Source organism: Rhodococcus sp. 15-2388-1-1a, assembly GCF_002259145.1.
Classification (GTDB): domain Bacteria; phylum Actinomycetota; class Actinomycetes; order Mycobacteriales; family Mycobacteriaceae; genus Rhodococcoides.
Map to the genome: position 1 here is coordinate 251,385 of NZ_NPFP01000018.1, position 13,369 is coordinate 264,753.

At 64.6% G+C, this 13,369-nt stretch carries 14 protein-coding genes; 8 read left to right on the top strand and 6 right to left on the bottom strand.

All coding sequences use genetic code 11. The features are described 5' to 3' along the window. Window positions 1-99: 99 nt before the first annotated feature. The 4 genes from CH302_RS12765 to CH302_RS30020 are packed head-to-tail and all read left to right on the top strand — an operon-like array spanning window position 100 to window position 3,429. A complete protein-coding gene (locus CH302_RS12765) occupies window positions 100-1,380 on the top strand; it encodes an ABC transporter substrate-binding protein (RefSeq protein ID WP_037195231.1) in 1,281 nt (426 codons plus the stop codon). Window positions 1,381-1,394: 14 nt separating this feature from the next. Then, window positions 1,395-2,441: a carbohydrate ABC transporter permease gene (locus CH302_RS12770; RefSeq protein WP_176460698.1), complete on the top strand. Its 1,047-nt coding sequence runs from the start codon at window positions 1,395-1,397 to the stop codon at window positions 2,439-2,441. Next, the gene (locus CH302_RS12775; RefSeq protein WP_027495053.1) at window positions 2,438-3,259 is read left to right on the top strand and encodes a carbohydrate ABC transporter permease; all 822 of its coding nucleotides are present in this window, start codon (window positions 2,438-2,440) and stop codon (window positions 3,257-3,259) included. Before CH302_RS12770 ends, CH302_RS12775 begins: the two co-directional genes overlap by 4 nt. Continuing rightward, on the top strand, window positions 3,256-3,429 hold the full coding sequence (locus CH302_RS30020; protein ID WP_176460699.1) for a hypothetical protein: 174 nt from the start codon (window positions 3,256-3,258) through the stop codon (window positions 3,427-3,429). The genes CH302_RS12775 and CH302_RS30020 overlap by 4 nt, the downstream gene beginning before the upstream one ends. Here CH302_RS30020 and CH302_RS12780 read toward each other — a convergent pair. Both CH302_RS12780 and CH302_RS12785 read right to left on the bottom strand, forming a co-directional pair. Next, a complete protein-coding gene (locus tag CH302_RS12780; protein WP_037195230.1) occupies window positions 3,413-4,297 on the bottom strand; it encodes a LysR family transcriptional regulator in 885 nt (294 codons plus the stop codon). The two genes, CH302_RS30020 and CH302_RS12780, sit on opposite strands and share 17 nt — an antisense overlap. Beyond that, window positions 4,288-4,707: an MmcQ/YjbR family DNA-binding protein gene (locus CH302_RS12785; RefSeq protein ID WP_037195229.1), complete on the bottom strand. Its 420-nt coding sequence runs from the start codon at window positions 4,705-4,707 to the stop codon at window positions 4,288-4,290. The genes CH302_RS12780 and CH302_RS12785 overlap by 10 nt, the downstream gene beginning before the upstream one ends. A 108-nt stretch (window positions 4,708-4,815) precedes the next feature. Here CH302_RS12785 and CH302_RS12790 point away from each other — a divergent pair, with 108 nt between their 5' ends. Continuing rightward, window positions 4,816-5,166 carry a nuclear transport factor 2 family protein gene (locus CH302_RS12790; protein WP_037195228.1) on the top strand — a complete coding sequence of 117 codons (351 nt, stop codon included), beginning with the start codon at window positions 4,816-4,818 and terminating at the stop codon, window positions 5,164-5,166. 95 nt (window positions 5,167-5,261) lie between these two features. Here the strand turns inward: CH302_RS12790 and CH302_RS12795 are convergent, their stop codons facing one another. From CH302_RS12795 to CH302_RS12805, 3 genes are all read right to left on the bottom strand, one after another. Continuing rightward, window positions 5,262-6,344 carry an inositol-3-phosphate synthase gene (locus CH302_RS12795; RefSeq protein ID WP_032396939.1) on the bottom strand — a complete coding sequence of 361 codons (1,083 nt, stop codon included), beginning with the start codon at window positions 6,342-6,344 and terminating at the stop codon, window positions 5,262-5,264. Then, entirely contained in the window at window positions 6,337-6,927 is a 591-nt protein-coding gene (locus tag CH302_RS12800; protein WP_037195227.1) for a PadR family transcriptional regulator, read from the bottom strand. The genes CH302_RS12795 and CH302_RS12800 overlap by 8 nt, the downstream gene beginning before the upstream one ends. A 264-nt stretch (window positions 6,928-7,191) precedes the next feature. Further along, window positions 7,192-7,722: a GNAT family N-acetyltransferase gene (locus CH302_RS12805; RefSeq protein ID WP_082323847.1), complete on the bottom strand. Its 531-nt coding sequence runs from the start codon at window positions 7,720-7,722 to the stop codon at window positions 7,192-7,194. Window positions 7,723-7,892: 170 nt separating this feature from the next. Here CH302_RS12805 and CH302_RS12810 point away from each other — a divergent pair, with 170 nt between their 5' ends. The 3 genes from CH302_RS12810 (at window position 7,893) to CH302_RS12825 (ending at window position 12,736) form a co-directional block, all read left to right on the top strand. Further along, window positions 7,893-8,324: a DUF5318 domain-containing protein gene (locus CH302_RS12810; protein WP_170945834.1), complete on the top strand. Its 432-nt coding sequence runs from the start codon at window positions 7,893-7,895 to the stop codon at window positions 8,322-8,324. A gap of 315 nt (window positions 8,325-8,639) precedes the next feature. Continuing rightward, a complete protein-coding gene (locus tag CH302_RS12820; RefSeq protein ID WP_441347074.1) occupies window positions 8,640-11,159 on the top strand; it encodes a transglycosylase domain-containing protein in 2,520 nt (839 codons plus the stop codon). Between the two features lie 113 nt (window positions 11,160-11,272). Beyond that, the gene (locus CH302_RS12825; protein ID WP_037195649.1) at window positions 11,273-12,736 is read left to right on the top strand and encodes a glycosyltransferase family 87 protein; all 1,464 of its coding nucleotides are present in this window, start codon (window positions 11,273-11,275) and stop codon (window positions 12,734-12,736) included. Here CH302_RS12825 and CH302_RS12830 read toward each other — a convergent pair. Then, window positions 12,711-13,369 (bottom strand): TerD family protein (locus CH302_RS12830; RefSeq protein WP_141216640.1); only part of this gene is annotated, 659 nt, incomplete at its 5' end. The two genes, CH302_RS12825 and CH302_RS12830, sit on opposite strands and share 26 nt — an antisense overlap.

The following is a 13,369-nucleotide window of genomic DNA, read 5'->3' on the forward strand; positions in this document are numbered from 1 at the left end:
CAGTTCCCATCGACATATGTGTCGGGGGAGCATCACAGCACGATTCTGCGGGTCTATCTCCGGGCGCATACCACCGTGTAGAAGTTAGTGGAGAAAACAATGGCGTCTTTGATCACGAAGGTGGCGGTGGTTGCTACGGCAGCCACGCTGCTGACGCTCACCGGTTGTTCGAGCGACAGCGGTTCGAGCGGCGATTCGGGTGCTGCATCCGAAAACGCCGACGGCCGTGGACCTATCACCTATGTAGAGGGCCAGGACACCACCGAGACCGGTGTCGTCCAGCAGATCATCTCGGAGTGGAACTCCAGCCACCCCGACGAGCAGGTCACCTTCAAGGAACAGTCCGCCGACGCCGATCAGGCTCACGACGACTTCGTGCAGCAGCTGCAGGCTCAGCAGAGCGACTACGACGTGATGGCACTCGACGTCGTCTGGACCGCCGAGTTCGCGGCCAAGGGCTGGCTCGTGCCGCTGGAGGGCGAGTTCGCACTCGACAACGCAGGCGTTCTGCCCGCGACCGTCGCGAGCGCAACCTACAACGGCACGCAGTACGCCGCACCGAAGAACACCAACGGCGGACTGCTCTACTACCGCAGTGATCTGCTCCCCGAGGCGCCCACCACCTGGGCCGAGCTCACCGAGGACTGCCAGGTCGCCCGGGACAACAACATCGATTGCTACGCCGGGCAATTCGCCCCGTACGAAGGTCTGACGGCCAACGCGTCGGAGATCATCAACGCGCACGGCGGATCGATCGTCGCCGAAGACGGCAAGACCCCGACCGTCGACAGCCCGGAGGCCAAGGCCGGACTGCAGACCCTCGTCACCGCGTTCGAGACAGGCGTAATCCCGGCCCAGGACACCACGTTCAAGGAGTCCGAGAGCCAGCAGGCGTTCCAGGACGGTCAGACCTTGTTCCTGCGTAACTGGCCGTACGTCTACGGCACCGCGGCGGAGGAAGGCTCGGCTGTGGCCGGCAAGTACTCGGTCGCACCACTTCCCGGAGTCACCGGAGTCGGCACCTCGACGCTCGGTGGATACAACGCCGCGATCAGTGCGTACTCCGAGAACAAGGCCACAGCTGCGGACTTCCTGCGGTTCCTGCAGGGCGAGCAGGCTCAGCGCATCATCGCCGAGGGCGCACTGCCGCCGGTGCTCTCGTCGCTGTACGACGATCCCGCACTGATCGCCGCGATGCCGTACCTTCCCGCGTTGAAGGCATCCATCGAGAATGCCGTTCCGCGTCCCGTCACCCCGTTCTACCCGGCCGTCTCGAAGGCAGTGCAGGACAACGTTTCTGCCGCCATCAAGGGTGAGAAGAGCGTCGACCAGGCGATCACGGACATGCAGGCCGGTATCGAAACCGCCGGCGCCAACTGATTTCGGGAGAACCAATGGCTGTACCTGCTGGTGTGACCAGTGGGGCCGCCGCAACCACCGCGGCCGGGGGCTCGTCCCCCGGCCGCGGTCGGCATGTGCGGTCCAAGAACAAGCGGTTCGGCCTGACGCAGGGTCGGGCCTGGCTGTTGATCGCACCGACGATGGTGATCCTCGCGATCGTCATCGTCTACCCGGTGATCCGTGCGCTGGTGATGTCCTTCTCCAAGGATCCCGGTCTCGATCCCGCCACCGGCATGTTCGTCTCCGGCGGTTCTGCCGGCTTCGACAACTACACGCATTGGCTTCTGCAGCAGTGCACCTCGGCGTCGGGCACATCGGTGCCCTGCCCGCCGGGCACCCTCGGTTCTCAGTTCTGGGGTGCAGTCGGAAACACGGCGTTCTTCACCGTCGTGACGGTGTCCATCGAGGTGGTCATCGGCTTCGCAATGGCAGTGATCATGGGCAAGACCTTCGCCGGACGAGCCCTGCTGCGCGCCGCGATCCTGATCCCCTGGGCGATCCCGACGGCCGTCACGGCCAAGCTCTGGTACTTCATCTTCGCGTACGACGGTATCGCCAATCGCATTCTGGGAACCAACATTCTGTGGACCGGCGACGCCTGGCCCGCTCGTTTCGCCGTCATCATCGCCGACGTGTGGAAGACGACGCCGTTCATGGCGCTGCTGATCCTGGCCGGGTTGCAGATGATTCCCGCCGACGTCTACGAGGCGGCTCGCGTCGACGGCGCGTCGGCATGGCAACGGTTCACCAAGATCACACTGCCATTGGTCAAGCCCGCGTTGATGGTGGCAATTCTGTTCCGCACCATGGACGCGCTGCGTATGTACGACTTGCCGGCCATCCTCACCGAGGGCAATCCCGCCACGCGGACCATCTCCATACTGGTGGTGGATCAGATTCGGCAGGGATTCAACAGCGCGGCGTCGCTGTCGACCATCTCGTTCATCATGATCTTCGTCGTGGCGTTCATCCTGGTGAAGTTCCTCGGTGCCAATGCCGTTGCCACTCAGGACAATCAGCGCAAGGGGACCGGCCGATGAAGCAAGCTCGCATCTATCTCGGCGTCGTCGTCATTCTCGTCTGGGGACTGGCACCGTTCTACTGGATGGTCGTCACCGCATTCCGCGACCCGCGCTACACCTTCGACACGACGCCCTGGCCGACGCACGTCACGTGGGAGAACTTCGAGAACGCGTTGTCGACGGCGAACGGCAACAATTTTCTGCGTGCGGTCGGCAACAGCCTGATCGTGGGCGGCGCGACCACGCTGATCGCGTTGGTCATCGGCATCTTCACGGCATACGCGCTCTCGCGCATCGACTTTCGCTTCAAGTACGTGGTGACGGGCATCATCCTGGGTGCGTCGATGTTCCCCGTGGTCGCTTTGGTGACCCCGCTGTTCCAGTTCTTCACCAACATCGGCTGGATCGGCAGCTACCAGGCGATGGTCATCCCGAACATCTCGTTCGTCCTACCGCTGACGATCTATACGCTGGCGGCGTTCTTCGCCGAATTGCCCTGGGAGCTCGAAGAAGCCGCACGGATCGACGGTGCCGGACGATTCCAAGCGTTTCGCCTGGTGATGCTCCCACTCGCAGCACCTGCGTTGTTCACCACCGCGATCCTCGCGTTCATCGCCGCGGTGAACGAATACCTGCTCGCCAGTCAGCTCTCGAGTGACAGGACCGAACCGGTGACCGTGGCCATCGCGCGGTTCACCGGCAACGATCCGCTCGTGGTGCCGTATGCCGCGATCATGGCCGCGGGCACCATCGTGGCCATTCCCCTGGTGATCATGGTGCTGCTGTTCCAGCGCCGCATCATCTCCGGACTGACGGCGGGCGGCGTCAAGTCGTGACGGCGCAGGACCACCGACAGTTGCTCGCGGGGATCCTCGGGTTCTTCGCGCTCGTGGCTCTGATCGTTGCCGTCGTCGGGATCATCGGTGGTGATCCCGGTGTGGTGCCGTCGGTGGCGCTGCTGGGTCTGTTGATCGCACTGTGGTTCACCGTCAAGAGGATTCGCTGAAGCTGCGCGTCGCCACCGCAACCAATTCGGTCAGCGCCGGGCCCATTCTGGGCCGCCACACCAGGGCCAGAATCGCGGTGGTGTGCGAGTCCGTGAGCTCGACCGCGACGAGCTTGTCGCCGTAGAACTCCGCCATCGATGCGCTGAGGATCGCGACCCCCAAACCGCGGGCAGCGAGGTCGGCCACGGCGTCGGGAGCGCTGGCCCGCAACGTGATCTGCGGTGCGAGGCCTTCTCCGTAGCAGTCCCGGTCGAACACGGCACGGATCCCGGTGCCGGGGGGAAGGGCGATGATCGGGTGTTCACACACCTGCGCCAACGTCGCCGTGTCCTGTGCTGCCAGAGGATGCTGCGGTGGAACGGCCGCAACGATCCGCTCCTCGATCACCACCATCGATTCCACTCCGTCCGGCACCCGAGCTGCGACACCGACCAGTGCGATGTCGAGTTCTCCGGCGCGCACATCGGCCACCAGTCGGTCCGAGTTGTCCTCGTGGAGAGCAAGTTCGACGCCAGGGTGCGCCGAATGGAAGCGGGCCAATGCGTCGAACAGTTGTGGGACGGTGCAGGCGGTGACCATCCCGACGCGCAGCGATCCGCGCAGGAGTCCGGCAACGTCGTCGACGGATTGCTTGACCGAGCCGGCAGCGGCCAGCGTCGCACGGGCTTGCGTCAGCGCGGCCTGACCTGCGGTGGTCAATGTTGCTGTGCCACCTGATCTGTCGATCAACTCGGCTCCGAGTTCGCGTTCGAGCGCTCTGATCTGGGCGCTGACGCCGGATTGGCTGATGTGCACTCTGGCTGCGGCGCGAGTGAAGTTCGCTTCCTCGGCCACCGCGACGAAGTACTCCAGCTGTCTCAATTCCACTGCTGCACTCCCAGATCGGGGCCCTCGCCGGCGTCGAGTCTGGTGATGTTTCGCTTCGGGGCTGTGACGCGGTAGCTGCAGTCGATCAGTTCGGCGGCCTCGGCCCAGACGTCGTCGTCGGCATCACCGAGGTCGAATCCCACCCAGCCGGCGGGGCCGAGGTAGGCGGGGTGGAAGTAGCGGGGTTCGAGTTCGCAGGCGCGCTGTTCCTCGGCGCTCTCGCATTTGACGAGGATCGAGAGGTCGTATTGGTCGCCGCCCTTGACGCCACCGCCGAAGTAGACGAACACCGAGGCCGTGCGGAAGGTCGGACGTCCGTGGGAGATCTTCTCGGACACCTCTGGATAGGCGAACGCCAGCGCTCGGACCCGTTCGAGGACCGGATGCGTGGAAGTGGGATCGATGGCCACGGGAGAACGATAGCGCGTATTGCCTAGCTGCAGTTATGAGTAGAAATTCTGATGATGATCGCAACCAACTGTTGGACTTCTGGATCGGCCAGTTCGAGACTCGATGTCATGACACAGACACCGAAAGAAGTTGCAGCGACCTACTTCGAGGCCTGGAGGAGCAGAGATTTCGACACCCTGGCGTCGATCCTGCACGAGGACGCGACGTTCCGGGGCCCACTGGGCACAGCAGCCAACGGCGCGGAATGTGTGGCCGGATTGAAAGGAATGTCGGAGATCGTCACCGGCATCGACATCGCCCACGTCTTCGTCGATGGCCCGAACGTACTGACGTGGTTCGATCTGCACACGTCCATCGCATCCCCGGCGAGCACCGCCAACTGGCAGCGAATCGAGGACGGAAGAATCAAGCAAATCACGGTGACATTCGATCCGCGAGAAATCACCGCAGCCGGATAAGCGAACGCCCGCCGGTACTCAATGTGACATTTGGTGGCCTTTTGGGGGGTCAATGTCACGTTGAGTGGACCGGCGGGCGTCAGTGCCGCTGGGTTTTACGCGTCGATGATGAACGCTTCGAGTTGTTCGCGAGCGACGTCGTCGGCCAGCTGCTTCGGCGGGCTCTTCATCAGGTAGGCCGAAGCCGGGATGACCGGTCCACCGATGCCGCGGTCCTTGGCGATCTTGGCGGCGCGGACTGCGTCGATGATGACGCCTGCAGAGTTGGGCGAGTCCCATACTTCGAGCTTGTACTCGAGGCTCAGGGGAACGTCACCGAAGGCGCGGCCTTCGAGGCGGACGTAGGCCCACTTGCGGTCGTCGAGCCAGCCGACGTGGTCGGACGGTCCGATGTGGACGTCCTTGGCGTTGAATTCCTTCTGCAGGTTCGACGTCACGGCCTGGGTCTTGGAGATCTTCTTCGACTCGAGGCGGGTGCGCTCGAGCATGTTGAGGAAGTCCATGTTGCCGCCGACGTTGAGCTGCATGGTGCGGTCGAGCTGCACGCCGCGGTCTTCGAAGAGCTTCGCCATGACGCGGTGGGTGATGGTGGCACCGACCTGGCTCTTGATGTCGTCGCCGACGATGGGGACGCCTGCGTCCTCGAACTTCTTGGCCCAGACGGGATCCGATGCGATGAAGACGGGCAGCGCGTTGACGAAGGCTACGCCTGCGTCGATGGCGGCCTGTGCGTAGAACTTGTCGGCTTCTTCGGATCCGACGGGGAGGTAGGAGACGAGCACGTCCACCTTGGCGTCACGCAGGGCCTGCGCCACGTCGACAGCGTCGCCGTCGGCCTCGGTGATGGTCTCGCGGTAGTACTTGCCGAGGCCGTCGAGGGTCGGTCCGCGCAGGACGTGGACGTCCTTCGGGGGCACGTCGGCGATCTTGATGGTGTTGTTCTCACTGGAGAAGATGGCCTCGGAGAGATCGAAGCCGACCTTCTTGGCGTCCACGTCGAACGCGGCGACGAACTCGACGTCGCGGACGTGGTACTTGCCGAACATGACGTGCATGAGGCCGGGGACGGTGGCGTTCTCGTCCGCGTCCTTGTAGTACTCGACACCCTGGACCAGGGATGAGGCGCAGTTGCCCACACCCACAATGGCCACGCGGATTGCGTTGTTGTTCTCACCCATGGTCGGGTTCTCCTTCTGTCTTGACTGTCCTGTTTGGTGCTGTGTGGGACGGTGCTGGGTTGGGTTCGGCCTGCTCGGCTGCGATGACTTCGTTGAGCCAGCGCACCTCGCGTTCGCTCGATTCGAGACCGAGCTGGTGTAGCTGCCTGGTGTAGCGGTCGAGTGTCCCGTTCGCCTTGGCCACAGCGTCGCGGAGCCCTTCTCGGCGCTCCTCGACCTGGCGACGTCTGCCTTCGAGAATGCGGACTCGAGCTTCCGCGGGAGTCCGACTGAAGAAGGCAAGATGTACGCTGAATCCGTCGTCGGTGTAGTTCTGCGGTCCGGTGTCGGCCACCAGTTCGGCAAATCGTTCCCTGCCGAGAGGGGTGAGCTGATACACCCGTTTTGCTCGTCTCTTCACGAGCAAGTCGGGACCGGCGTCCTCGGCGATGAGACCGTCGGTTTGAAGTCGACGGAGTGCCGGGTACAGCGATCCGTACGAAAACGCTCGAAAAGCTCCGAGCAGGCCGGTCAGCCGCTTGCGGAGCTCGTAACCGTGCATGGGTGATTCGAGAAGCAGTCCGAGAATTGCGAGCTCGAGCATGCAACTCCCCCTTCTCGAATCCAAACGATCACATCATGGCGATGCGATTGACCGCACTATCGGAGAATGTATCGCGCCGATACATATTCTGACAACTCGGTGCGGAGTATCGGTAGAGCGATCCCGAGCGGACCGGTCGACACCACGACCGCGTGACGACCTCGATCGACGGCGACGAGTCCATAGACGCATCGCCGACGGATGAGCCCGCTCGCGACTGCAATCGTGGATTGGCCTGCACCGCGAGGCAGACGGATGATCGGTTCAGCGAACCGGTGCCACCATGAGTACTGCGTCGACTCGGTACTCGCCCCACTGCTGCGCAGCCGTCCCGATTCGGTGCCAGCCTCGCCTGCGGTAGAAGCCGAGAGCGGCGCTGCTCGGATCGACGAGCAGCACCGGTGCCCGTCCTTCGTCCCGTGCCGCATTCATTGCATGTGCGAGCAACGTCGTTCCGCTGCCCGGTACGGAGCCGTCGGTCACCAACCGCGACACGACAGCGAGTCGATCGGCAGCGACCCCGGTTGCTCGCTGCCACTGTGCGCTCGCATCGTCCGCACCGGGATCCTGTTCCGGTGATGCCGTCGGGTGCAGCGCTACATGTCCGACGACGGCGTTCTCGTATTCGGCGACCCAGGCTGCGAGTTCGTTCGGTGCAGCAAGCCAGTCGGCTCGCACCGCAGCTGCGCGCATGGGATAGCGCTGCGTTTCATGCGTACGTTGCAGGATGGGTAGGAGGGTGCTCAGGTCACTGTCCCGTCGGGGCCGCACGTGGATTCCCGATGTGGCGAACATGCGAGCGAGTGTAGGGACCGGACGGACCTGGGCGCCGCGGATCGAGCCCTGCACGCAGCGAACGTCGGCACAGGTGGAGCGCAGTGTCCCGAGGCCGAAACAGGACCTGCTCGCTGCCGAGGCGGGGTTCGCAGGTCCGCATCGGAGGGGCCGCACGTACTCTGGTCCTCGTGCGACTTCAGCGACAGGTGGTGGACTACGCCCTTCAGCGTCGGTCGCTGCTGGCCGAGGTCTACTCCGGTAGGACGGGTGTCGCAGCGGTCTGTGATGCAGATCCGTACCTGCTTCGCGCTGCCAAGTTCCATGGACGTGGCAGCGACGTGGTGTGCCCCATCTGCCGCAAGGAGCAGCTCACGCTGGTGTCCTGGGTGTTCGGCGAGAAGCTCGGGGCCCTGTCCGGGTCGGCGAGAACGGCGGACGAACTCGTCCGCCTCGCGTCGACCCAGGAGGAGTTCTCGGTCCATGTGGTCGAGGTGTGTAGGTCGTGCAGTTGGAACCACCTCGTCCAGTCCTATGTCCTCGGGGCCGTCCCCGCGCCCAAGCAACCCCGTCGTCCGCGGTCGGGTTCCCGTCAACCGAACCGTCGAACAGCGAGTGAGTGACACAATCGCTCTGCCTATCTCGTCCACCGAGAATTCGACGCGGCCGCCGAAATTACTGGAGATTCGTACGTGAGTTCCCCCTACGACAACAACCCGGGTAGCAACGAACCGGGCCGTAGCGACTCCGGACGGCGTCCCGACGTGCCCGGGCCGCCCCGCGGCAGTCGACACTCCGATCCACCCGGGCGTCGCCCGGTACCCCCTCCCGGCCAGCGTCCTACGCCGCCGCAGGGTCGTCCTCCGATGCCTCCTCCCGGTCAGCGTCCGGGACCGCCTCCGGGTCAGCGTCCGGGACCCCCTCCCGGTCAACGTCCGATGTCGCCGCAGGGTCGTCCTCCGATGCCTCCTCCCGGTCAGCGACCGGGGCCGCCTCCGGGTCAGCGTCCGGTACCCCCTCCCGGTCAACGTCCGATGCCGCCGCAGGGTCGTCCTCCGATGCCGCCGCAGAGCCGACCCGTTCAGGGCAGGCCGCCGGTGGATCCGGTGAGTGGACGTCCCGCAGGCGAACGTCCCTACGGCGAGCGTCGGTACGGAGAGCCGCCCATCGCGCCTCCGGTTCGATCCGCTGCCCCGACGGGCGTCACTCGGTCCGGCTCTGTGCCACCACCCCACGAACCGAACGATCCATCAGTTCTCTCCTCGGGCAGCGAACCGCCCGAGCCGCCCGAAAGAGGTCCCGCCGCGAAAACGAAGAAGAAGTCCAAGTGGCGGGTCGTTCGACGCACGATGTACGCGTTGATCGCCCTGGGTCTTATCGTGCCGATCCTGGCGTTCATGGTGGCGTACACCGTCGAGGACGTGCCGCGTCCCGGCGACATCAGGACCAACCAGGTCGCCACGATCTTCGCCGCCGACGGTTCGAGTGTGCTCGGCAAGGTGGTGCCACCCGAGGGCAACCGCACCGATGTGACGATCGACCAGATTCCGGAGCATGTGCGTAACGCCGTGCTCTCGGCCGAGGACCGCGATTTCTACTCCAATCCCGGATTCTCGGTGACTGGCTTCGGCCGAGCCGTCCGTGACAATGTGCTCGGACGCGACAGCGCAGGCGGCGGTTCGACCATCACTCAGCAGTACGTGAAGAACGCGTTGGTCGGTAACGATCGGACGCTGACCCGCAAGATGCGTGAGCTGGTCATCTCCTCGAAGATGGCGCGTCAGTGGTCCAAGGACGACATTCTCGCTGCGTATCTCAACACCATCTACTTCGGTCGCGGTGCGTACGGCATCGCAGCGGCGTCGACGGCGTATTTCGGCAAGTCCGTGGATCAGCTCTCCGTCGAAGAGGGTGCGGTCCTGGCGGCGGTCATCCAGCAGCCATCCAATCTCGATCCCGAGTTCAACCCCACCGGCGCGCAAGCTCGTTGGGACTACGTGCTCGACGGCATGGTCTCGCAGGGGCAGCTCGACGCGACCCAGCGGGGAGCGATGATGTTCCCGGCAGTGGTCCCGAGCGCACAGGTCGATACCGGTGACGCACAGGATGCCGGGCCGGACGGCTTGATCAAGGCCCAGGTGCTGCGCGAGCTGTCCGCTGTCGGTATCAGTGATCAGGACCTGAACACCGAGGGCCTGCAGATCACCACGACCATCGATCCGAAGGCCCAGGCGGCCGCGGTGGATGCCGCGAACAGCAATCTCGAGGGTGAACCGTCCGAGCTGCGGACGGCCTCGGTGTCGATCGATCCGCGCACCGGTGCGGTTCGCTCGTACTACGGCGGCGCGGACGGTCGAGGATTCGACTTCGCCCAGTCCGGCTTGCAGACCGGATCGTCGTTCAAGGTGTTCGGTCTGGCCGCTGCGCTGGATCAGGGCATTCCGCTCTCGAAGATGTACGACAGCTCCCCGCTCGACGTCAACGGCATCGAGATCAGCAACGTCGAGGGTGCCTCCTGTGGAACGTGCACCATCGCCGAAGCGCTGAAGCGTTCTCTGAACACCAGCTTCTATCGAATGATGCTCGGGATGGACAACGGCCCGCAGGCCATCGCGGACATGGCGCACAAGCTCGGTATCCCGCAGGAGATCGAGGGCGTCGGCCCCACCCTGACCGAGCCCGACAACGCAGGGCCCAACTACGGAGTCGTGCTCGGCCAGTACCAATCTCGCGTCATCGACATGGCCTCGGCCTACGCGACACTGGCTGCGTCCGGGGTTTATCACACGCCGCACTTCGTCCAGAAGGTCGTCACCGCCGACGGCACCGTGCTGCTCGACCGTGCTCCCGAAGCCGGCCAGCAGGTCGTCTCGGCTGCGGTCGCGGACAACGTGACCTCGGCGATGCGCCCGATCGCCGGCTACTCCAACGGTCACAACCTCGCAGGCGGTCGCCAGTCGGCAGCCAAGACCGGTACCGCTCAGCTCGGAGACACCGGGCAGAACAAGGACGCCTGGATGGTCGGTTACACGCCGTCGCTGTCCACCGCCGTGTGGGTCGGTACCGAGCAGGGTCTGCCGCTGGAGAACAGCTACGGCGGACCGATCTACGGATCGGGCATACCGTCGGACATCTGGAAAGACACGATGGACGGCACGTTGGAAGGCACCTCGAACGAGACCTTCCCGACGCCCGAGGCCATTGCGGGTCAGGCCGGTGTGCCGCAGTACTCCGCTCCGGCCCCGACGGCCACGGTGGCACCATCGACAGCTCCGCCGCAGGTGACCTTGCCGATTCCGACGGAGATCTCGCCGCCGGTCGTCATCACTCCGCGGCAGGTCGAGATTCTGCCCGGCGTGACCATCCCGCTGCCCGGACTGGCACCGGCGCAGCCCGCAGAACCCGAACCGGCGGCACCTGAACCGGCAGCGCCCGAACCGGCAACGCCCGGGCAGTAGCGACGCCGGCGGTGACGACCGAACCCGACCGCAAGGGTCGAGCAGTGGCGAGCCCGGGTCGCCTCGATTCGGCGAGCGCCGCAGACCGCGACCTGCCCAGTCGGACCGATCCGATGACCGAGGAACTGTCCTCGGTCATCGGCGGTCCGATCGGGAAGCACGCGCTGGTCGGTCGGCAGCGTTGGTTCACCGCGCTACGGGTCGTTCTGCTGCTGGCGGTGGTATTTCTGTGCTTCGGTTGGTTCGCAAAGGCTGCGTGTATCCAGCAGGCACCGGTGGGACCGGGCGGCGAACTCGGACTCGATTGGAGTGGCAGTCGTCAGTACGTGGCGATGTGCTATTCCGATACCGTGCCGCTGTACGGGGCGGAGCGACTCGATCAAGGTGCGTTCCCGTACAAGAAGTCCTGGGAAGAAACCAAGGTCGATGGGTCGAGTCAGATTCGGTACATGGAGTACCCGGTTATCGCGGGGCTTTACCAGTACGGCTCCATGGTCGTCGGAAAGGCCTGGAACTCACTGAGTTTCCTCCCGCAGGCGTTGCCGGTCGTCGTCTACTTCAACGTGGTTGCCCTGGGCCTGGCCGTCGCCTGGTTGGTCACCGTGTGGGCTACCGCCATAGCTGCCGGACGCCGTATCTGGGATGCCGCCCTCGTGGCGGTGTCGCCGCTGGTGATCGTGCACGGATTCACCAATTTCGACGCTCTCGCAACGGCTTTCGCGCTCACCGGTTTGCTGGCGTGGGCCAAGAAGCGGCCGGTTCTGGCCGGAGTTCTGATCGGTCTCGGCGGTGCCACCAAGCTCTATCCCCTACTGTTCCTCGGGCCCCTGTTGGTGCTGTGCTGGCGCACCGGAAAGATGCGGGAGTGGGGCATCACTGCCTGCGCCGCGATCGGTGCCTGGCTGGCGGTCAATCTTCCTCTCGCGCTGCTGTATCCGTCGGGGTGGTACGAATTCTTCCGGCTCAATTCCGAGCGCGGTGCCGACCCGGATTCGCTGTACAACGTCGTCACCTCGTTCACCGGCTGGACCGGTTTCGACGGTCCCCTGTACCCGGGCGACAAACCGTTGGTGCTCAATGCCGTGACGCTCGTGTTGTTCGCCCTCGTGTGTGCGCTCATCGCGTACATCGGCACGACGGCACCGACGCGGCCGCGGCTCGCGCAACTGGTGTTCCTCGTGGTCGCCGGGTTCCTGCTCACCAACAAGGTATGGAGCCCGCAGTATTCGCTGTGGCTGGTTCCGCTGGCCGTACTGGCACTGCCGCATCGTCGAATTCTGTTGGCGTGGATGACGATCGACGCATTCGTCTGGTTCCCGCGGATGTACTACTACTTGGGTGTGGAGAACAAGGGCCTCCCCGAACAGTGGTTCACCGCGACCGTCGTGGTGCGCGATGTTGCCGTGATCGGTTTGTGCGCGTTGATCGTTCGGCAGATCTACCGTCCGGCCGAGGATCTGATTCGAAACGGCAGCGCCGTCGACCCGCTCGGTGGCGTGCTCGACGGCGCTGCAGATCGGACCGCTTCGGATCGGACCGCCCGGCGACCGGTCACATATAGCGGCCGAGCTGTTTGACGGCTTCACCGGCGTGCTTGGCCTGGATGCCGTCGCCGATGGCCTGGAGCTTCCATTCACTGCCCTGGCGGTACACCTTGGCCATCACCAGACCGGTGAACGGCATGCCACCCTGCAGGGTGAAGCGGGCCAGTTCGGTGTTGGTGGTGTTGTCGACCAGACGGCAGAAAGCGTTCGCGACCTGCTCGAACGTCTGACCGCGGTACGAGGTCACCGTGAAGACGATGCCGGTCACGTGCTTGGGTACCCGCGTCAGGTCGACCACGATCACCTCGTCGTCGCCCTCGCCCTCGCCGGTGAGGTTGTCGCCCTGGTGCACGATCGAGCCGTCCTTGGCATTGAGCTGCCCGTAGTAGACGACATCGTTGACGTTGCGGTCGGCGAGCATGATGGCCGACGCGTCCAGGTCGATGTTCGCGGCTCGACCTCCGCCGCCGAACAATCCGCCCTTCTTCGGAGTGGTCACCGGGTCCCATCCGAGGCCCATTCGGATGACCGTCAGAGCCACGCCGCCGTCCTTGCGCAGGGTGACCTTCTGGCCCTTCGTGAGGCTGACGGGCCTGGCCTTGGTGAGGCTGACTTCCGGAGCCTCGGTGCGGACCGGGGCGGCGGGTGGTGCGGGCGGCGCAGCAC